Source organism: Clostridium gasigenes (genome assembly GCF_900104115.1).
Lineage (GTDB): Bacteria > Bacillota > Clostridia > Clostridiales > Clostridiaceae > Clostridium > Clostridium gasigenes.
Map to the genome: position 1 here is coordinate 1 of NZ_FNJM01000005.1, position 17,670 is coordinate 17,670.

The 17,670-nt window shown below is 27.9% G+C and carries 21 protein-coding genes and 2 tRNA genes; 17 read left to right on the forward strand and 6 right to left on the reverse strand.

Translation table 11 applies throughout. The features are described from left to right. Positions 1-2 precede the first annotated feature (2 nt). A tRNA-Phe gene (locus tag BLS77_RS09895) sits at positions 3-78 on the forward strand. 5 nt (positions 79-83) lie between these two features. After that, positions 84-157, forward strand: a tRNA-Cys gene (locus BLS77_RS09900). Positions 158-209: 52 nt separating this feature from the next. Here the strand turns inward: BLS77_RS09900 and BLS77_RS09905 are convergent. Further along, entirely contained in the window at positions 210-677 is a 468-nt protein-coding gene (locus tag BLS77_RS09905; protein ID WP_089968955.1) for a VanZ family protein, read from the reverse strand. A 340-nt stretch (positions 678-1,017) separates the two neighbouring features. Here BLS77_RS09905 and BLS77_RS09910 point away from each other — a divergent pair, with 340 nt between their 5' ends. Both BLS77_RS09910 and BLS77_RS09915 read left to right on the forward strand, forming a co-directional pair. Beyond that, the gene (locus BLS77_RS09910) at positions 1,018-1,707 is read left to right on the forward strand and encodes a SanA/YdcF family protein (protein ID WP_089968958.1); all 690 of its coding nucleotides are present in this window, start codon (positions 1,018-1,020) and stop codon (positions 1,705-1,707) included. 195 nt (positions 1,708-1,902) lie between these two features. After that, the gene (locus tag BLS77_RS09915) at positions 1,903-2,403 is read left to right on the forward strand and encodes a cupin domain-containing protein (RefSeq protein WP_089968961.1); all 501 of its coding nucleotides are present in this window, start codon (positions 1,903-1,905) and stop codon (positions 2,401-2,403) included. 139 nt (positions 2,404-2,542) lie between these two features. Here the strand turns inward: BLS77_RS09915 and BLS77_RS09920 are convergent, their stop codons facing one another. Further along, positions 2,543-3,463, reverse strand: coding sequence for a S66 peptidase family protein (locus BLS77_RS09920; RefSeq protein WP_242873968.1), 921 nt, complete (start codon positions 3,461-3,463; stop codon positions 2,543-2,545). A gap of 143 nt (positions 3,464-3,606) precedes the next feature. Further along, complete coding sequence (locus BLS77_RS09925; RefSeq protein WP_089968963.1) at positions 3,607-4,557, reverse strand: magnesium transporter CorA family protein; 951 nt, start codon at positions 4,555-4,557, stop codon at positions 3,607-3,609. 293 nt (positions 4,558-4,850) lie between these two features. Between BLS77_RS09925 and BLS77_RS09930 the strand changes: the two genes are divergently transcribed. Further along, complete coding sequence (locus BLS77_RS09930) at positions 4,851-5,348, forward strand: hypothetical protein (RefSeq protein ID WP_089968966.1); 498 nt, start codon at positions 4,851-4,853, stop codon at positions 5,346-5,348. Positions 5,349-5,383: 35 nt separating this feature from the next. On the opposite strand, the gene BLS77_RS09935 is transcribed toward BLS77_RS09930, so the two are convergent. Continuing rightward, on the reverse strand, positions 5,384-6,535 hold the full coding sequence (locus BLS77_RS09935) for a zinc-binding metallopeptidase family protein (RefSeq protein ID WP_089968968.1): 1,152 nt from the start codon (positions 6,533-6,535) through the stop codon (positions 5,384-5,386). Positions 6,536-6,679: 144 nt separating this feature from the next. Here BLS77_RS09935 and BLS77_RS09940 point away from each other — a divergent pair, with 144 nt between their 5' ends. The 7 genes from BLS77_RS09940 (at position 6,680) to BLS77_RS09970 (ending at position 10,350) form a co-directional block, all read left to right on the forward strand. Further along, on the forward strand, positions 6,680-6,889 hold the full coding sequence (locus tag BLS77_RS09940; protein WP_089968971.1) for a sigma factor G inhibitor Gin: 210 nt from the start codon (positions 6,680-6,682) through the stop codon (positions 6,887-6,889). Between the two features lie 15 nt (positions 6,890-6,904). Beyond that, the gene (locus BLS77_RS09945; RefSeq protein WP_089968973.1) at positions 6,905-7,585 is read left to right on the forward strand and encodes a dTMP kinase; all 681 of its coding nucleotides are present in this window, start codon (positions 6,905-6,907) and stop codon (positions 7,583-7,585) included. A gap of 74 nt (positions 7,586-7,659) precedes the next feature. Then, positions 7,660-7,989, forward strand: coding sequence for a cyclic-di-AMP receptor (locus BLS77_RS09950; protein ID WP_089968975.1), 330 nt, complete (start codon positions 7,660-7,662; stop codon positions 7,987-7,989). 20 nt (positions 7,990-8,009) lie between these two features. Then, positions 8,010-8,942, forward strand: a complete 933-nt coding sequence (locus BLS77_RS09955; protein WP_089968977.1) for a DNA polymerase III subunit delta' — start codon at positions 8,010-8,012, stop codon at positions 8,940-8,942. 2 nt (positions 8,943-8,944) lie between these two features. Further along, complete coding sequence (locus BLS77_RS09960; RefSeq protein ID WP_089968979.1) at positions 8,945-9,850, forward strand: PSP1 domain-containing protein; 906 nt, start codon at positions 8,945-8,947, stop codon at positions 9,848-9,850. A 13-nt stretch (positions 9,851-9,863) separates the two neighbouring features. Beyond that, entirely contained in the window at positions 9,864-10,067 is a 204-nt protein-coding gene (locus tag BLS77_RS09965) for a heavy-metal-associated domain-containing protein (RefSeq protein WP_089968982.1), read from the forward strand. A 112-nt stretch (positions 10,068-10,179) separates the two neighbouring features. Then, complete coding sequence (locus BLS77_RS09970) at positions 10,180-10,350, forward strand: DUF362 domain-containing protein (RefSeq protein WP_089968984.1); 171 nt, start codon at positions 10,180-10,182, stop codon at positions 10,348-10,350. Positions 10,351-10,601: 251 nt separating this feature from the next. On the opposite strand, the gene BLS77_RS09975 is transcribed toward BLS77_RS09970, so the two are convergent. Beyond that, positions 10,602-11,237, reverse strand: coding sequence for an MBL fold metallo-hydrolase (locus BLS77_RS09975; RefSeq protein ID WP_089968987.1), 636 nt, complete (start codon positions 11,235-11,237; stop codon positions 10,602-10,604). A 360-nt stretch (positions 11,238-11,597) separates the two neighbouring features. On the opposite strand from BLS77_RS09975, the gene BLS77_RS09980 reads away from it, so the two are divergent. The 3 genes from BLS77_RS09980 (at position 11,598) to BLS77_RS09990 (ending at position 15,374) form a co-directional block, all read left to right on the forward strand. Continuing rightward, positions 11,598-14,039, forward strand: a complete 2,442-nt coding sequence (locus tag BLS77_RS09980) for an ATP-dependent Clp protease ATP-binding subunit (RefSeq protein ID WP_089968990.1) — start codon at positions 11,598-11,600, stop codon at positions 14,037-14,039. Between the two features lie 166 nt (positions 14,040-14,205). Next, a complete protein-coding gene (gene trxB, locus BLS77_RS09985; RefSeq protein WP_089968992.1) occupies positions 14,206-15,147 on the forward strand; it encodes a thioredoxin-disulfide reductase in 942 nt (313 codons plus the stop codon). Further along, positions 15,147-15,374, forward strand: coding sequence for a glutaredoxin family protein (locus BLS77_RS09990; protein ID WP_089968995.1), 228 nt, complete (start codon positions 15,147-15,149; stop codon positions 15,372-15,374). The genes trxB and BLS77_RS09990 overlap by 1 nt, the downstream gene beginning before the upstream one ends. Before the next feature lie 133 nt (positions 15,375-15,507). Here the strand turns inward: BLS77_RS09990 and BLS77_RS09995 are convergent, their stop codons facing one another. Next, the gene (locus tag BLS77_RS09995) at positions 15,508-15,735 is read right to left on the reverse strand and encodes a glutaredoxin domain-containing protein (RefSeq protein ID WP_089968996.1); all 228 of its coding nucleotides are present in this window, start codon (positions 15,733-15,735) and stop codon (positions 15,508-15,510) included. Between the two features lie 459 nt (positions 15,736-16,194). Here BLS77_RS09995 and BLS77_RS10000 point away from each other — a divergent pair, with 459 nt between their 5' ends. Further along, positions 16,195-16,917, forward strand: a complete 723-nt coding sequence (locus tag BLS77_RS10000) for a GntR family transcriptional regulator (protein ID WP_089968999.1) — start codon at positions 16,195-16,197, stop codon at positions 16,915-16,917. Then, on the forward strand, positions 16,914-17,645 hold the full coding sequence (gene nagB / locus BLS77_RS10005) for a glucosamine-6-phosphate deaminase (protein ID WP_089969001.1): 732 nt from the start codon (positions 16,914-16,916) through the stop codon (positions 17,643-17,645). The genes BLS77_RS10000 and nagB overlap by 4 nt, the downstream gene beginning before the upstream one ends. Positions 17,646-17,670: the final 25 nt, after the last annotated feature.

Consider the following 17,670-nt stretch of genomic DNA (forward strand, 5'->3'; position numbering starts at 1 on the left):
ATGGCTTCATAGCTCAGTTGGTAGAGCAGTGGATTGAAGATCCACGTGTCCTAGGTTCGATTCCTAGTGAAGCCACCATTTACGGCGCTATAGCCAAGCGGTAAGGCATAGGTCTGCAACACCTTGATCCCCAGTTCAAATCTGGGTGGCGCCTCCATACTAAAAAACCTACAAGGTTAACTTGTAGGTTTTTTTATTATATAAAAAAATTATTCGCAACATAATTTACTAATTAATTTATAAATAGTAATACCTAAAATACAACCTAATGTATTTAAAATAATATCATCAATATCTAATACACCAACATTTAGAATAAATTGACCAATCTCAATACAAATTATAATAAATATACACAATAATGATGTATTTAATAACTTGCAAGATTTTCTAAATAATAATGATATAAAAAAGCCTAAGGGTATAAAGGTAATAATATTTCCTATAAGATTTATAAATATTACTTCAAAAGTATATTTACCATTATTTAAAAGAAATTCAGTAATAGTCTTAAATGGATAAAGATTATATCTACGTATACTTTCATAACTACGATATGGACCTATGAATACCTCCCAAATCATTAAGCACGAATACAAGAAGAAAAAAATATATAAACCTATAAGGATTTGTTCTTTTTTTTGATGCAATAAATTTCTAAATTGTTTTAGTATCATAAAATCCTCCTATAAAGTAATATTTTCAATGAGATTGACATTATAATTTTATAACTACCAGTAAACATATATAATAATATTACTATATAGTGGATAAAAATTATAGATTAAGTAAATTTTATTGTAAATAATTTTTATTTAAAGCATATATTGTTGTACGTAACTTTATTTTCATTGATAGGAGTTAAAAAACTACCGTGTTTAGGATGTCATAGTTTTTAGATGTTTTTAAATTTAAAGTATATTACTATATAGACCTTTAATTATTTTGTAATATTTAATATAATATTTTGATGTATGATATTAACAAAAGAGTAGTTAAGGGGGGAAATATATAAAGATGAATAAGAAAAAGAAGGTAATAAAGCATATGATTATAAGTGTTGTTATACTGATTTTTATATCTGTAGTTGGAGCTATAGCTGCAATAATGATAGTTCAAAAAAATGGACAGAAGAATATTACGACCATAGAATCACTTAATCAAAATGCAGATGCAATAATTGTATTAGGTGCAGGCGTTAAAGATGATGGGTCTCCCTCAGATATTTTAGAAGATAGATTAAAGACTGCAATTGAAGTGTATAATTCAGGAGTATGTAGTAAATTTATTTTAAGTGGAGATCATGGAAGAGAAAGTTATAATGAAGTAAGTGTAATGAAAGAATATATAATAAATAATTGTGATGTAGAAGAAAAAAATGTTTTTTTAGATCATGCAGGTTTTTCTACCTATGATAGTATTTATAGGGCTAAGGATATATTTGAAGTAGAAAATGCAATAATAATAACAAATGAGTATCATTTACCAAGAGCTTTATATTTAGCTAAAAAGATGGGGATTAATGCAAATGGAATATCTTCTGATATAAGAAACTATTTGTTTATTGAATCTTATAAAAGTAGAGAAAAACTAGCTCAGCTTAAAGATTTTGTTTATATAAATCTACTAAAGCCAGAACCAAAGTTTTTAGGCGAATCAATACCGGTCAGTTCTAGTGATGGAAGCGAAACGGATGATGATATGTAGACAATACTAAGGTGAGGCATTTGAAAAAATGCCTCATTTTTACTGTGTATAATCAGCATTATTATTGAAATATAGAAATATTAACTATATAATAAATGTAAAAATACATATTTAAACTAAAGCACGTTTAAATAAATATAGTCTAGTATACTGATGAAATATTTATTTGAATGTCCTTAAGGAAGGAGAAATATTATGTTTACAGCTAATTATTTTATTGAAAAACTACAAATGAATGCACATCCTGAAGGTGGATATTATAAGGAGTGCTTTGCTTCTTCGGAAAACATATCTTCTAGGGATTTAACAACTAAATTTGAAGGTGAGAGAATACTTTGGACTAGTATTTACTTTCTACTTAGAGATGGGGAATTATCTAACTTTCACAGATTAAAATCTGATGAAATGTGGTACTATCATTCAGGTTCTGCACTAACAATTTATATGATAAGCCCTGATGGTATTCTTACTACATCTCAGCTGGGATTAGACATTGAAAAAGGAGAAGTTCCACAGGTATTAGTACCTAAAAACTATATATTCGGATCGGCTATGAATAATGAAGGATATGCTTTAGTAGGATGTATGGTATCACCAGGCTTTGACTTCAAAGACTTTGAATTATTTGAAAGAAGTGATCTTTTAAATAGGTATCCAACTCATAAGGATGTAATAATGAAACTTACAAGAGTGTAGGGTTGGCTATTATGTAATAAATATATATAAAGGGAACTCTAATTAGAGTTCCCTTTATATATATTTCGAAATATTAAATTAGAAATCAAAATAACAGTCACAAAATAGAATAGCAAATTAATCTATTATTTATAGTGACTTATATAAAAATATTTTCAGAGATAGTAAGTAATGAATTTTTTGAATCATAATATAAGTTGCATCCAATAGGAAGTGTAAGATTTGGATAACTATGTCCACAAGGGAAATTTTTAATTATAGGAATATTTAAGGGAAGAAGCTTTTGAGTAATAATGTCTTCTAAAGTAAAGCTTTTTGAGTAATCAGGTAATGTGCAATCTGTAAAGTGTCCAAGTATTATTCCATTACAACCTTTGAATTTGTTTGAATAAATCATTTGTGAAAGTAATCTATCAATAACATAAGGATTTTCATTTATCTCTTCTATTAATATAATAGAGTTTTTAAAGTTGACGTCATAAGGCGTACCTATGGCAGAGCAAATCATAGATAAATTACCACCCATAAGCCTACCTTTGAAATCTTTTTTATTAAGAATATTAATATTTCCTAATTTATTCAAATCGTAAGAAAAATCTTTATTAGAATCTGTTAGTATATTTATAAAGCTATCTTTAGTTAGAGGATCTTTAAAATTAGAATTAATCATGGGACTATGAAAAGTTGTAAAGCCACATTTGTTACTTATATAGTTTAATAATAGAGTTATATCACTATAGCCACAAAATGGCTTAGGATGAGTTGTAATGATTTTAGTATTTAAACGTGACATTAATCGAACACTACCATATCCGCCCCTAAAACAGACTATAGCATCGACAAAAGGGTCTAAAAACATATCTGTTAAATCTTCAGCTCGTTCTGAATCGTTACCAGCTAAATAACCGTTGCATTTATAAATATGCTTTCCTTTCTTTATATTAAATCCTAAGTCTTCAAAAGCTAATATCTTTTCATTAATGAAGTTAGAATCACTTGGAGAGGCAGGGGCAATTATACCTATAGTTCCTCCTGGAGTTACATGTTTAAGTTTTATCAAAATTTCACCTGCTTTATAGTATTTAGTAATATTTTTTATATACTTTATATTTAAATATATTATAAAAAAATATAAGCTAGTACTGAAGTACTAGCTTATATTAAATTCATTATTTAATTAAGTAATCTTGAAAAATAATAAGACTAACTAAACATATCTTTTTTATATAATATGACTGCTGTTAAACCAGATAATACAAAAGTTATTGCAATTACTATTAAAAATGCATTTGGATCTTTGCCCCAATTAAAAGGCAATGGAGTATTCATACCAAAAATACCACTCATAATAGTAAATACAGACATTAAAATTGTAACAGAAGCTAAAACTTTCATAACTATATTTAAATTATTAGAAATAACTGATGCAAAGAAGTCCATTGTACTAGCAAGTATATTACTATAAATATCTGTCATTTCGATAGCTTGCTTATTTTCTATAATAACGTCTTCTAAAAGGTCTTTATCTTCTTCAAATTTTTGCATTAGTTCAAGCTTTAGCATTTTTTCTAAAGTAACTTCATTTGCTTTAAGAGACGTAGAGAAATAAACTAATGATTTTTCCAGCGAGTGAAGTTGTATTAATTCTCTATTTTTCATTGATTTATGAAGTCTTTTTTCAATCATTAAACTTTTTTTATCAATTTGACGTAAATATAGTAGATAGTAGGTAGAAATTTTATTTAGTATTTGTAATATAAATCTAGACTTTTTAAAGGAATAAAAAGATTTTACTTTACCATTAATAAAATCAGTTAAGACTTTACTATTTTTTAAACATACTGTTATAATTTGTGTTTCAGTATGAATAATAGCTAGTGGATAGGTATCGTAGGTAAGTGAGTTATCCTCCATTTCAGTAAAAGGTATATCTACTACAACTAATATACAATTATCTTCTATATCAATACGAGAAGTTTCCTCATCATCTAATGGTGCTTTTAAAAACGCTAAAGGAACACCGGTTTTCTTAGAAATGAGTATTAATTCTTCATCAGAAGGAGCTACAATATTAATCCAAGAACCGTTTTCTATTGTATCTAATACCTTTAATGAAGGCTCATTTTCATTAATGCTTTTATAAATTTGAATCATTTAATACACCTCCAAAATAATTATAATAACAATTATACTATTATAATCTTTATTGTAACAGAAACAAATAAAATTAATAATATACATGATGGAATTAGATTAATTTGTGAGATTAGTAGTAATATGAAGTAAATGAATAGATTCCTTTATAAATAGAGGATAACTTAAAACTAAAGGCTTATTTGAAGATTAATAGCTTATTTCAGCTATGGATAAAATATGAAATGATTAGTATAATCACAATATTGTTTTCGGATGGAATAAAAAATTTCTATATAGGAGGGCTCTACAATATGATGCATAGGGAAGTTGTTGCAAAAAAGAAGGTACCGGTGATTGCAATATCGCTTTTAGTTATTACGGTAGTATTATATTTATTTCAAGGCATTAAAAGTATAGGATTAGATGAACATATTATAGGTGATTTATTAAATACTGTATTATTGATAGTTGCTTCTATAGTTATATTAAAGGAATTTAGAGGGTGTAGTTTATCATATAAATATGCAATTATATCAGACAAGCTTATGGTAAATAAAATAAACTCTAAAAATGAAGAAAATTTAGAAAGTATTAAAATGTGTGATATAATTTATGTTGGCAAAAAACGTCAAATACCTAAAGAATATTCAAATATAAAAAATACTAGAAATTATTTATGTAATGTGATTAGAGAAGAAACTTATTATTGTATTTATAAAAATAGTGGGAAAGTATTTAAATTTACTTTTCAGCCAAGTGATAAATTTATTCAAACAATAATTAAACATAGTTGTTTATGTAATGAATAGCTTTATAAAAAAATAGACTTCCTTGTATAGGAAGTCTATTTTTTATAGAATTCATTTTTTACTTCACTCAAAAGGGTTTCCTGGGTAAGTATATCATATCCAGTAAAAGCTAAAGATAGTGCAGCTTTAGTACATTGTTCCATAGCGTGCTTTGAAATAGTGGATTCTGCAAACTCTTTAGTTCCATATTTAATATCGCGATCGCCTACAATTGAAATGTAGGGATGAATGCAAGGCACTGTTTTGCTAACTAAACCTAAACTTAGTCCAGCAGATATATCTCTAGGAGCATCTATATTTATAATTCCATTTTCTTTTAAGTTATGACTAAATAATCTGTTTAAAACTACGTTAGTTATTAATTCCTCATTTTCAGGTTCATAAAGAGAGATAGAATATTGAACTCTAATAAGCTTAGAAACATAAATTGCAATTTCCCTAAGTTTACTTTCCGCAATTTTTGCAACATCCATTTCTTTAGATCTTATATAGAATTTAGCTTCTGATTCTAATGGAATTAATAATGGGGTGGAACCTCCTTTAGACAAAATTGAGTTGATTTCAACATCTTCAGGAAAGCCTTTTAACAATGAATTTAATATGTTGAATGTTAAAAGAATACCATCTAAGGATGTGTATATGCCCTTATTTAAGAAGCTTAATCCATTATGACCTATATATTTTATGCTTAAAGGTATAATAGCAGAAGAACTACCACTTTCAGATGTAACTACATCTGGGTGAGCGAGCAAAACAACATCTATATCATCGAAAACACCTTGTTTTACCATTATAGATTTTGTTCCACCTAGGTACTCTCCAGGACAACCAATAAGGATTAAAGAACCACCTATTTTATCAATTATTTTTCCAAGTGCTAATGCAGCGGAAATTGATGTTGCTGTAAGTAAATTATGACCTGTTAAGTGTCCCTCTCCAGGAACTGCATCATATTCACATAAAAAACATACTTTAGGATAACCGGTACCTTTAGTCGCACGAAAAGAAGTTGCTAAATTTAAAAAATTATTTTCTACATTGAAATCATATTTAGATAAAAAATTACTAATATATTTACAACTTTTAGTTTCTTTATAGCTATCTTCAGGATTATTGTATAGGTATTTACATAATTCATAAATATCATCAGAACAAGTAGATAAATAAGAAATCATTTCTTGTTTCATAGTATATCCTCCCTAAATTATTTTCTTTATTAATTTCCCCTTAAAAGTAAAAAAATATTTATTAATTATATATTTAACTAAAAGTATAAAATTTATTACAAAAGGTGAGAATTAAAAGTATAAAGATAAAAGGGGATGAGTTTTATGAAAATAAAAATTAAGGGTATTAAAACAGCTAATGAAGAAAATGTTTGTTATATATGTAGAAATGAAAAGGATAATGGTATAATAATAGGGAAAAGCTTAATTTGTAAAGAATGTGAAAAAAAAATTGTAAATACTGATGTTGAAAGTATTGAATATGATTTTTATAAAAATAAAATAAAAGAAGCTTTTTTAAATTTAGTTATATAGATATGAGGTAACATAATGAAAAAAGGAAAATTGATAATAGTAGAAAGTGGAACAGATGGTAGCGGAAAAGCTACTCAAGCACAAAAATTATATGATAAGTTAATATTACAAGGAAAAAATGTTAGAAAAATAACTTTTCCTAATTATAATAGTCCTGCTTGTACACCTGTAAAAATGTATCTAAGTGGGGAATTTGGAGAAAAGGCTGAAGACGTGAATGCATACGCAGCATCAACATTTTATGCAATAGATAGATTCGCTTCGTTTAAAACGGAGTGGGGAGAATTTTATAATAATGGAGGCATTATTATATCTGATAGATATGTTACGTCTAATATGGTTCATCAAGCGGTTAAAATGACCAATAGTAATGAAAGAGAAGCATATTTAGATTGGCTATATGATTTAGAGTACAATAAATATGGGTTACCTATCCCAGATTGTGTGGTATTTTTAGATATATCTCCTGATATAAGTGAAAAACTTATGAAAGATAGAGCAAATAAGTTTACCGGTGAACAGGAAAAAGATATTCATGAAAGCGATAAAGAATATTTAGTGAATTGTTATAATAATTCGCTAGATATAGTAAATAAATATGGTTGGAAGAGAATTAGGTGTAATAAGGGTGAGATTCTAAGATCTATAGAAGATATTAGTGAAGAAGTATATGGATTAATAAAAGAATATATTTAATAAAATTTCCTTAAAATCTAATTTATTTATGCTAAAATATTATTAAAGTATTAGAATTAATGGAGGTAACTTTTATGAAATTAGTATTAGTAATAGTTCAGGATGATGATGCAATAGATTTAGTAGATGCTATAACTGAGGAAGGATTTAGAGTTACTAAACTTGCAACAACAGGAGGGTTTCTAAAAGCTGGAAACACTACTTTAATGATTGGTGTTGAAAAAGAAAAAGTTCAAAGTGTTATAGATGTAGTTAAATATGTATGCCAAAAGAGAAAACAAATAATAGCTACACCAACACCGATAACAGGCAATGGGGATATGTATATGTCTTATCCTATAGAAATAGAAGTCGGAGGAGCAACAGTTTTCGTAATTGATGTTGATCAATTTGTTAAAATATAAAAAGTAACGGAGATAGTGCAATGAGAAGTTTTATAGGACATAGTGATATAATTAATAGCTTTAAAAAAAGAGTTGCAAACAAAAGCCTTTCTCATGCACACCTTATAGTAGGGGTCGATGGTATTGGAAAAAGTAAACTTGCCCAAATATTTGCAGTACAAATATTAGGGGGGGATTATACAAGACAATATGTAGATATAATGAATTATCGCCCAACAAAAGCATCCTTTGGAGTAGATGAAGTAAGAGAATTAATAACGGAAGTTAATAAAAAACCTTTTGAAGGAAATAAGAAAGTTATAGTAGTTCATGAAGGTAATAAATTAACAATTCAAGCTCAAAATGCTTTATTAAAAACAATAGAGGAACCGCCAAGTGGTGTATTTATAATTATACTTTGTGAGAGTTTAGAGTTAATTTTAGATACAATAAAGTCAAGATGTCAAATATATAAATTAACACCTTTATCAAAAAATGAAACGACTGAATATATAAGAACTATTAAGAATAATGCTACAGAAGGTGAAATATTAGCTTCGATAGCTTATAGTGAGGGTATTCCTGGAAAAGCAGAGAGATTTTTAATAGATAGTAATCTTAAGAACTTAAGACAATTATTATTGGACGTGCTAAGTGAAGCGAATAATGGAGCCGCAGATGTTTTGCTAAGACATGAAAATTTATTATTATCTTATAAAGATAATAAAGATGAAATACTTAATATATTAACTTCGTTTATAAGAGATATAATGGTGTATAAGGAACTTAATGACACTAATTTAGTAATAAATGCAGATAAAATAGATAGTTTAAAAAAACTTGCAATAGGTATGTCGTATAAAAAACTAAATAAAATACTGGATAAAATAAGAGAAGCAAGAATAAATTTATTAAGCAATTCTAATTTTGCCATAACTATAAGGGTTATGCTAATTGGATTTATGGAGGGTTAATAATGATAAAAGTTGTAGGAGTAAGGTTTAAGAAAGCAGGTAAAATCTACTATTTTGACCCAAAAGAATTACATATAGAAAAAGAGGATTTTGTAGTAGTAGAAACAGCTAGAGGAATAGAGTTTGGAGAATGCGTTATAGGAATAAAGGAAATATCAGAAGATGATATAGTAGCTCCATTAAAGAGTGTTATAAGAGTTGCACAAAGGGAAGATATAGATAAACATAAAGAAAACAAAGTAAGGGAAAAAGATGCTTTATCTATATGTTTAAGTAAAATAGAAGACCATAAATTAAATATGAAATTAATAGATGTAGAGTATACTTTTGACAATAATAAAGTTATATTTTATTTCACAGCAGATGGAAGAGTTGATTTTAGAGAATTAGTTAAGGATCTAGCAACAATTTTCAAAACAAGAATAGAACTTAGACAAATTGGTGTTAGAGATGAGGCTAAAATGTTAGGTGGGCTTGGACCTTGTGGAAGACCTATGTGTTGTTCAACTTTTCTTGGAGATTTTACATCTGTATCTATAAAAATGGCAAAAGAACAGAATCTTTCATTAAATCCTACTAAAATATCAGGTATTTGTGGGAGATTAATGTGTTGCTTAAATTATGAGCAAAGTACTTATGAAGATATAAGAAAGAGAATGCCAAAGATAGGGTCAATAGTAGAAACAGAAGAAGGCATTGGAGAAGTAATAAATAATAATACTGTAAAAGAAAGTGTTAAGGTTAAAGTTAAAAGAGGTGATGAAGAAATAATTGAAGAGTTTAAAATCGAAAATATTACTCTTGTCACTGGACGATATGAAGATTATATAGACGAATCAGATATTAAATTGGAAATTGAATCATTAGAAGATAAAAGGCTGATGAAGAATATAATAAAAGATAATTAAGGGGGCAGACAGGGTGAAATCTTTAATAAAGGTTTATAACCTTAATACTAATGAAGATATTAATAATGTTAGAGAAGCTGTGGCAAGTAATGAGGGTGTTATTGCTTGCGAGGTTAATATTAGTAAGAAAGAAGTTAGTGTAGTTTATGATGATAGAGGCCTAAGTTTAGATGATATTATCAATTCTATTGAAGAAAAAGGATATAGTGTAGTTTAATGGTGGGAAATATATTTTAAGAAGTATAATTATATAAATTATACTAAAGTCTTTAAAAATATAAAACACTATGATAAAATAAAAAAGATATAAATATAGGAGGTGTTTTTTAATGGCATTTTTAATAGAAGATTCATGTGTAAACTGCGGTGCATGCGCTGCGGAATGTCCAGTTAACGCTATAAGCCAAGGTGATACACAATTTGTTATAGACGCAGATACTTGTATCGATTGCGGAAGCTGTGCAAATGTTTGTCCAGTTGGAGCTCCTGTCCAAGCTTAATAAACATAAAAACCGTCATTAATATGACGGTTTTTATTTTTTTATTTAAAAAAGTAGAATAAAATATTGATTTGTTATTTATTTAATACATAATAGTAAAATATTAACAAAAAATAGTGTGATATATTATTTATCTTAATATATATTATTAAAATCCGTAGTTATATAAATAACTACGGAATTTTTTTGAACATTTATTAATAAGTATTGGAGATGAGCTTCTAAATAACCTGTTATTTGCTTTCCGATTTCTAAGGTGTAAGAATTATAACGGAATTACTATTGGTAAAAGATAATTCAGAAGTTTGAATAGTAGAGTTATTAACTTTAGTAATATTTTTCATACGGGAAATAAATTTATAAGGCCCATCTAAATAAGAGTGCTCTAGAGAGGTTTTATAAAGCATGGGTAGTATATATTTAGGGCTAACATTAATTGATAAAGTTGCAGCTTCTGATCCATCTAAAGAAAAATGACCACCTATAGGAATAAGTAAAAAATCTAAATCTTTTAATTTAGATATAAGTTCAGAACTTAGCTTATGTCCAAGAGTACCTAAATGACAAAACTTTAAGTTATCTATTTCAAAAATATAAATAATGTTATTTCCTCGTTTTAATCCTTTAATATTATCAGAGTAAGTAGTATAACCTTCTATAGATATATAATCATTGCTATATTTTGCACAAGAATTAATTATTTTACAATCTTTTGTTAGATAATCATTAGTATTATCTATATTAAGAGAATTGCTTAAAGTGATTAAGTCAGGTTTAAAATCGTATTTTATTATAGAAGAGTTTAAATCTATTGGATTAATTAATATTCTTTTGCCAGTAGAATTCTTAATTAAGAAGGTAGTGTTGCCAAACCATTTAATTTCCATAAAAATCTCCTTTTAATCATATTTACATATATGTATTTTTAGGAAAAATTTATAATATAATTCATGAAGAAAGAAAATATATATTTATAGTTAAAAATAACTATGGTTAAGATGTTATTTAAATGGCAATAATTTCAAATAAGAAGGTTTCAGAAAAAACAAATCACTTATAAATATAATTATATAAAGTAATCAAAATAGATTAGGGGATTAATTAGATATTTTTTTGAAGATGTAAAAGAAGAATTATAGTAATTGTATGAAGGTTAGTAATATATCATAGTATATAGTATGGTATATTTTCAAATTCATTAAAAATGGTTTTATTAAACTATAGCAATAGGGTATGGAGGTAGAGAAATGATTTTTGGCAGGTTTACAGAAAGAGCTCATATTATAATAGGAGAAGCTCAAAAAGAATCTGAATATTTTAAACATGGATATATAGGAACAGAGCATATTTTATTAGGTATTTTAAATGAAGGGGGATATGCGTCTCAGGTTTTAAAAACAAAAGGTATAACTTTAGAAAAAGCAAAAAAAGTACTTGAAGAATATCTAGGATTCGGAGATGGGGAAATATCTATAGGAGAAATGCTTTTAACACCTAGAACTAAAAGGTTGTTTGATGATAGTTTAGTTAAGGCTAGGGTTTTTGATCATAGTTATATAAGCCCAGAACATGTGTTGTTAGCATTAATAGATGATGGCGAAGGTGTAGCATATACAATATTAACAAGATGTAAGGCTAACTTTAATGATATAAGAGAAGATTTAACAAAATTTTTAGCCGGAAAAGATTTCGAGGATATAAAATTAGAAAATAAGACTAATAAAAAGAGTAATAAAACACCAATGTTAAATCAATATGGGAGAGATTTAACAGCTATGGCAAGGGAAGGGAGATTAGATCCTGTAATAGGGCGAGAGAAGGAAAATCAAAGAGTCCTTGAAATTTTATGTAGAAGAGTAAAAAATAATCCTTGTCTTATAGGTGAACCAGGTGTTGGTAAAACAGCAGTAATAGAGGGGTTAGCCCAAAGAATAGTAAATGGGGATATTCCTGAAATGCTTAGAGATAAAAAGATTATAACATTAGATTTAACATCTATGATTGCTGGTGCAAAGTATAGAGGTGAGTTTGAGGAACGATTAAAAAAGGTAATTGATGAGATTAGTAATAGAGATGATATTATTATATTTATAGATGAAATTCATACAATAGTAGGAGCTGGAGGGGCAGAGGGGGCTATAGACGCAGCTAATATATTAAAACCAGCTTTAGCAAGGGGGCAAATAAAATGTATTGGAGCAACTACAATTGATGAATATAGAAGGCATATAGAAAAGGATGCAGCGCTTGAGAGAAGGTTTCAGCCTGTTAATGTAGGAGAACCATCAAAAGCACAAACATTACAGATATTAATGGGGTTAAGAGATAAATATGAATCACATCATATGGTTAAAATAACTGATAAAGCCTTAAATGCAGCTGTAGAATATTCAGATAGATATATAACAGATAGATTTATGCCAGATAAGGCTATAGATTTAATGGATGAAGCTGCTGCGAAAGTAAGAATAGAAAAATTAGTAACCCCCCCAAGCCTTAAAGTTATAGAAGAAGAAATAGATACATTAATAAGAGCTAAGGATGAGGCTATACGGGGTCAGGATTTTGAAAAAGCGGCTACATTAAGAGATGATGAGAAAAAATTAAAAGTAGAGTTTAAAAAAATTAAAGATGCATGGAGTAAGGAAAGTATTACTATAAGACATATAGTTGACGAAGAAAATATTGCAAAGGTAGTTTCTATATGGACCAAAATTCCTTTAGAAAAATTAACTGAAAAAGAATCAGAAAGATTATTAAAATTAGAGGAAATTTTGCATAAAAGAGTTATTGGCCAAGTGGAAGCTGTAAAAGCTGTATCTAAAGCAGTAAAAAGGGCTAGAGTAGGCCTTAAAGATCCAAACAGACCAATTGGTAGCTTTATATTTTGTGGTCCTACAGGCGTAGGTAAAACGGAATTATCAAATGCTTTAGCTGAGGCTATATTTGGTGATGATAAAAGTTTAGTAAGATTAGATATGTCAGAATATATGGAGAAACACTCTGTATCAAGATTAATAGGATCACCACCAGGATATGTTGGATATGATGAAGGCGGACAATTAACAGAGGCTGTAAGAAGAAATCCTTATTCTGTAATACTATTGGATGAGATAGAGAAAGCTCATCCAGATGTATTTAATATATTGCTTCAAATAATGGAAGATGGAAGGTTGACAGATAGTAAAGGTAAAGTAATAAATTTTAAAAATACTATAATTATTATGACCTCTAATATAGGGGCACACTCATTAAACAAGCAAAAAACAATGGGATTTGCAAGGGAGGCTACTGGTGAAAATACAGAATATGAAAAAATGAAGGAAAATATATTGGAAGAAATTAAATCAGAGTTTAAGCCGGAATTCTTAAATAGAATAGATGATATAATAGTTTTCCATAAATTAAAAGAAAATGATGTATTACAAATAGTAAATATAATGTTAGAGAATACTATTAAAAGATTAAAAGAAAAAAAGATATTTTTAAAATTAGATGATGATAGTAAAAAATTCTTGGTAAATAAAGGTGCTGATACAACTTATGGAGCACGACCGCTAAGAAGGATTATAACTAGGGAATTGGAAGATAGGTTAAGTGAAGAAATGTTAAGAGGTGATATAAAAACAGGGGATAAGTTGGATGTTTATTATGATGGGAAAAGCTTATGTTTTAAGCATATAGTATAGATCACACAATTGGAGAAATAATAGACTAGCAAATCTTACTAGTTATTTTAAAAAGCTCCCTAAGGTGTATTTTAAAAAAATATTACTTAAGAATCTATTGCAAAAAGTATATATGATATATATAATAGTATTAAGTTATACCCCTAGGGGGTAAGGAGGAACCTTTATGAGTAAAGAAATTAAGAATATTGAATTAATGATAATTGGCGGTGGTCCTGCTGGATTAACCTCAGCTATATATGCATCAAGAGCTAAACTAGAAATGATGTTGTTAGAAAATCAAATTCTAGGGGGTCAAGTAAGAAATAGTTATACAATTGAAAACTATCCAGGATTTAAAAAGATAACTGGACCAGAATTAGCAGATTTAATGCAACAACAAGCAGAGGAATTAGGGGCGACAATAGATGAATTCGATTCTATTGAAACAGTTGATTTTTCTGCTAATGAGAAAGTAATAGAAACTGAAGAGTATATTTATAAGGCTAAAGCTGTAATAGTTGCAACAGGAGCAAGTCCTAAGAAATTACCAATTCCAAGTGAAAATGAATTTGCCGGTAAGGGAATTCATTATTGTGCTGTCTGTGATGGAGCAATGTATGAAGGAAAAGTGATAGCTGTAGTTGGGGGCGGAAACTCTGCTTTAGAAGAGGCTATTTTCCTTACTAAATTTGCAAGTAAAGTAATTATGATAAGAAGACATAATTATTTTAATGGAGAAAAGGCTAATATTGATGAAGTTATGAATAATCCTAAAATTGAAGTTATGTTTAATGAAGACATAGTTGATGTTAAAGGTGCTGCTTTTGTAGAAAAAGCTATAATTAAAAATAGTAAGACTAATGAAGAAAAAGAAATTGAAGTTGATGCTGTATTTGGATTTGTAGGAACAGTTCCAATGACAGATATGTTTAAAGAGTATTTAAATATAACATCAAGTGGATATATTATTACTAATGAAAATATGCAAACAAATGTTGATGGTGTGTATGCAGCTGGAGATGTTAGAGAAAAGCAATTTAGACAAATTACTACTGCTGTGGCAGATGGTACAATTGCAGCATTAAGTGCAGAAAAATATATAGTAGAACAAAGGAGAGAAATATAATGATTAAAATTTATTCAACATCATGGTGTCCAGCTTGTGTTAAGGCAAAAAGATTCTTCGAAATGAAGGGTTGGGAATATAATGAAATAAATGTAGCTGATAAGCATGAAGATAGAGAAGAAGTATTTAAAATTTCAGGACAAAGAACTGTACCGGTTATACAAATTTCTGAAGAAATTATTGTTGGATTCAATAGAAAAGAAATAGAAGCAGCAGTTGGGAAATAATTTTTTAGTATTCACTATAAGATTAAGTAATATTAAAAAATAGCATACCTTTGCTATTTTTTAAAATTCCTAAATACATAAAAAAGAAACTCATTAATTTGAGTTTCTTTTTTATGTATTTAATTTTGAAAAATTATTTTTCAAGGGCAGTTTCAATAGCTTTTTTATCAAAACCAATTATAATAGCACCATTAATATCTAAAACTGGTACACCCATTTGTTTTGATTTGCTTACCATCTCTTCTCGAGCATCCATATTATCTTGAACATTTAGCTCTTCAAATAAAACCTCTTTTCCTTTTAAATAATTTTTAACTTTAACACACCATGGACAAGAATTTGTTGTGTATACTTTAACCATAATAATCACACTCCTTAAATAATAGATAACTATTATTATTTAATATTAATATTACAATATATTAATAATTTTTTCAATACATTATTAATATTTTTAATAAAGTTTATTTTAAATATTATATTCTATTTTAGACTATGATATTATAGGAATGAGGCATGTTAAAAGTTATTTGATAACATTTCCGTTATCTAAATTTGAGTTTAGTACCATGTTATCAAGAGAAGTTGGGATAGAGACATTTGATATATTAGCGGATAAATTTTTTTCTGCAGTGTCTTTAAGTATATTTTTAGAGGCAACATTAGAAAAATAATTGTTATAGATCAAAATATCAACTCCTTTAAACTTGATAAATTTATATTTTCCAAAAAAAATTTTTTTATACAATTTATAAAAAATTCATACAACTGGTCTAGACATCTATAACTATTATATATATAATAATAAGGAGGAGTAAGAATGATAGATAAAAGTAGTCCTATTCCTGTATATTATCAATTAAAAAATGATTTAATAATAAAGATATCACAAGGTATATGGAAACCGGGAGAATGTATAGCTAGTGAAAGAGAACTGTGTGAAATTTATGGGGTAAGTAGAATGACCATAAGGCAGGCTTTAGGTGAATTAGTTCAAGAAGATGTGCTTTTTAAAATAAAAGGTAAAGGTACATTTGTATGTGAACCAACAGTTAAACAAGAAGATATGATGAGTTTTACTGATATGATGAAACAAACAGGTAGGAATCTTAAAACTGAGGTTATCGAGTTTAATAAAATAAATACACCTGAACACTTAACTGAGATAATTTCCTTAGATAAAGTTTATATAATAAACAGAAAACGGATTGTAGATAATGAGTGTATAGCTGTAGAAAAAGTCTATATACCTGTTGATTATTGTGGATATATTGATGAGAAAATGCTTGAAGGTTCTTTATTTAAAATTCTTGAAGAATTTGGATATATGGTGGATCATTCTCAATCATCTATAGCAGCAGTAATTATGAATAGTGAATTAAAGGATTTATTTAAAGTAAGTGAAGCGGTTCCATTATTAAAAATGACAAGTAAAACATATACTCAAAAAGGCAAAATGATCTTCTTAGAAGAGTCAATTTATAGATCAGACAAGTTTGTATTACAAGTTAATATTTCAATGAGAGAGGGGAAAATAAAATGAGATTAATAATCACAAAAAACTATGAAGAATTAAGCAAAGTAGCTGCAAATGAATTGGCTTCAATAGTAAAAGAAAAGCCAAATGCAGTATTAGGACTTGCAACTGGTGGTTCACCAATAGGGATGTATAAAGAGTTAATAAAAATGAATAAAGAAGGAAAGATTGATTTCTCAGATATTACTACAGTAAACTTAGATGAATATGTAGGATTATCAGGAGATCATGATCAAAGTTATAGATACTTTATGAATGCAAATCTTTTCAATCATATTAATATAAATAAAAATAAAACTTTCGTTCCAAATGGGTTAGCTGAAAATATAGAAGAAGAATGCAGACGGTATGATGCTAAGATACAAGACCTTGGTGGAACTGATGTTCAATTATTAGGTGTTGGAAACAATGGACATATTGCATTTAATGAACCCGATGCAAACTTAGTAGCCGGAACCCATTTAACAAGCTTAACAGAAAACACAATAGAATCCAATGCAAGATTCTTTGATTCAAAAGCAGAGGTTCCTACGACCGCTTTAACTATGGGGTTAGGCGAAATAATGAAATCTAAGAGAATAATAGTTATAGCAAGTGGAGAAGGAAAAGCAGAAGCTGTTAAAGCTATGTTAAACGGAAAAATTAGCACTGACATGCCAGCATCAATGTTACAAATGCACAGAGATGTAATTGTTATAATAGATGAAGCGGCAGCTGAGTTGTTAAATAAATAATGAATTTATACTTTTTAAGAATATA

Excerpts from the sequence above, each read along its gene's own strand:
- BLS77_RS09905 (WP_089968955.1), bottom strand. The coding sequence starts at position 677 with ATGATACTAAAACAATTTAGAAATTTATTGCATCAAAAAAAAGAACAA.
- BLS77_RS09910 (WP_089968958.1), top strand. The coding sequence starts at position 1,018 with ATGAATAAGAAAAAGAAGGTAATAAAGCATATGATTATAAGTGTTGTT.
- BLS77_RS09915 (WP_089968961.1), top strand. The coding sequence starts at position 1,903 with ATGTTTACAGCTAATTATTTTATTGAAAAACTACAAATGAATGCACAT.
- BLS77_RS09925 (WP_089968963.1), bottom strand. The coding sequence starts at position 4,557 with ATGATTCAAATTTATAAAAGCATTAATGAAAATGAGCCTTCATTAAAG.
- BLS77_RS09930 (WP_089968966.1), top strand. The coding sequence starts at position 4,851 with ATGATGCATAGGGAAGTTGTTGCAAAAAAGAAGGTACCGGTGATTGCA.
- BLS77_RS09935 (WP_089968968.1), bottom strand. The coding sequence starts at position 6,535 with ATGAAACAAGAAATGATTTCTTATTTATCTACTTGTTCTGATGATATT.
- BLS77_RS09940 (WP_089968971.1), top strand. The coding sequence starts at position 6,680 with ATGAAAATAAAAATTAAGGGTATTAAAACAGCTAATGAAGAAAATGTT.
- BLS77_RS09945 (WP_089968973.1), top strand. The coding sequence starts at position 6,905 with ATGAAAAAAGGAAAATTGATAATAGTAGAAAGTGGAACAGATGGTAGC.
- BLS77_RS09950 (WP_089968975.1), top strand. The coding sequence starts at position 7,660 with ATGAAATTAGTATTAGTAATAGTTCAGGATGATGATGCAATAGATTTA.
- BLS77_RS09955 (WP_089968977.1), top strand. The coding sequence starts at position 8,010 with ATGAGAAGTTTTATAGGACATAGTGATATAATTAATAGCTTTAAAAAA.
- BLS77_RS09960 (WP_089968979.1), top strand. The coding sequence starts at position 8,945 with ATGATAAAAGTTGTAGGAGTAAGGTTTAAGAAAGCAGGTAAAATCTAC.
- BLS77_RS09970 (WP_089968984.1), top strand. The coding sequence starts at position 10,180 with ATGGCATTTTTAATAGAAGATTCATGTGTAAACTGCGGTGCATGCGCT.
- BLS77_RS09975 (WP_089968987.1), bottom strand. The coding sequence starts at position 11,237 with ATGGAAATTAAATGGTTTGGCAACACTACCTTCTTAATTAAGAATTCT.
- BLS77_RS09980 (WP_089968990.1), top strand. The coding sequence starts at position 11,598 with ATGATTTTTGGCAGGTTTACAGAAAGAGCTCATATTATAATAGGAGAA.
- trxB (WP_089968992.1), top strand. The coding sequence starts at position 14,206 with ATGAGTAAAGAAATTAAGAATATTGAATTAATGATAATTGGCGGTGGT.
- BLS77_RS09990 (WP_089968995.1), top strand. The coding sequence starts at position 15,147 with ATGATTAAAATTTATTCAACATCATGGTGTCCAGCTTGTGTTAAGGCA.
- BLS77_RS09995 (WP_089968996.1), bottom strand. The coding sequence starts at position 15,735 with ATGGTTAAAGTATACACAACAAATTCTTGTCCATGGTGTGTTAAAGTT.
- BLS77_RS10000 (WP_089968999.1), top strand. The coding sequence starts at position 16,195 with ATGATAGATAAAAGTAGTCCTATTCCTGTATATTATCAATTAAAAAAT.
- nagB (WP_089969001.1), top strand. The coding sequence starts at position 16,914 with ATGAGATTAATAATCACAAAAAACTATGAAGAATTAAGCAAAGTAGCT.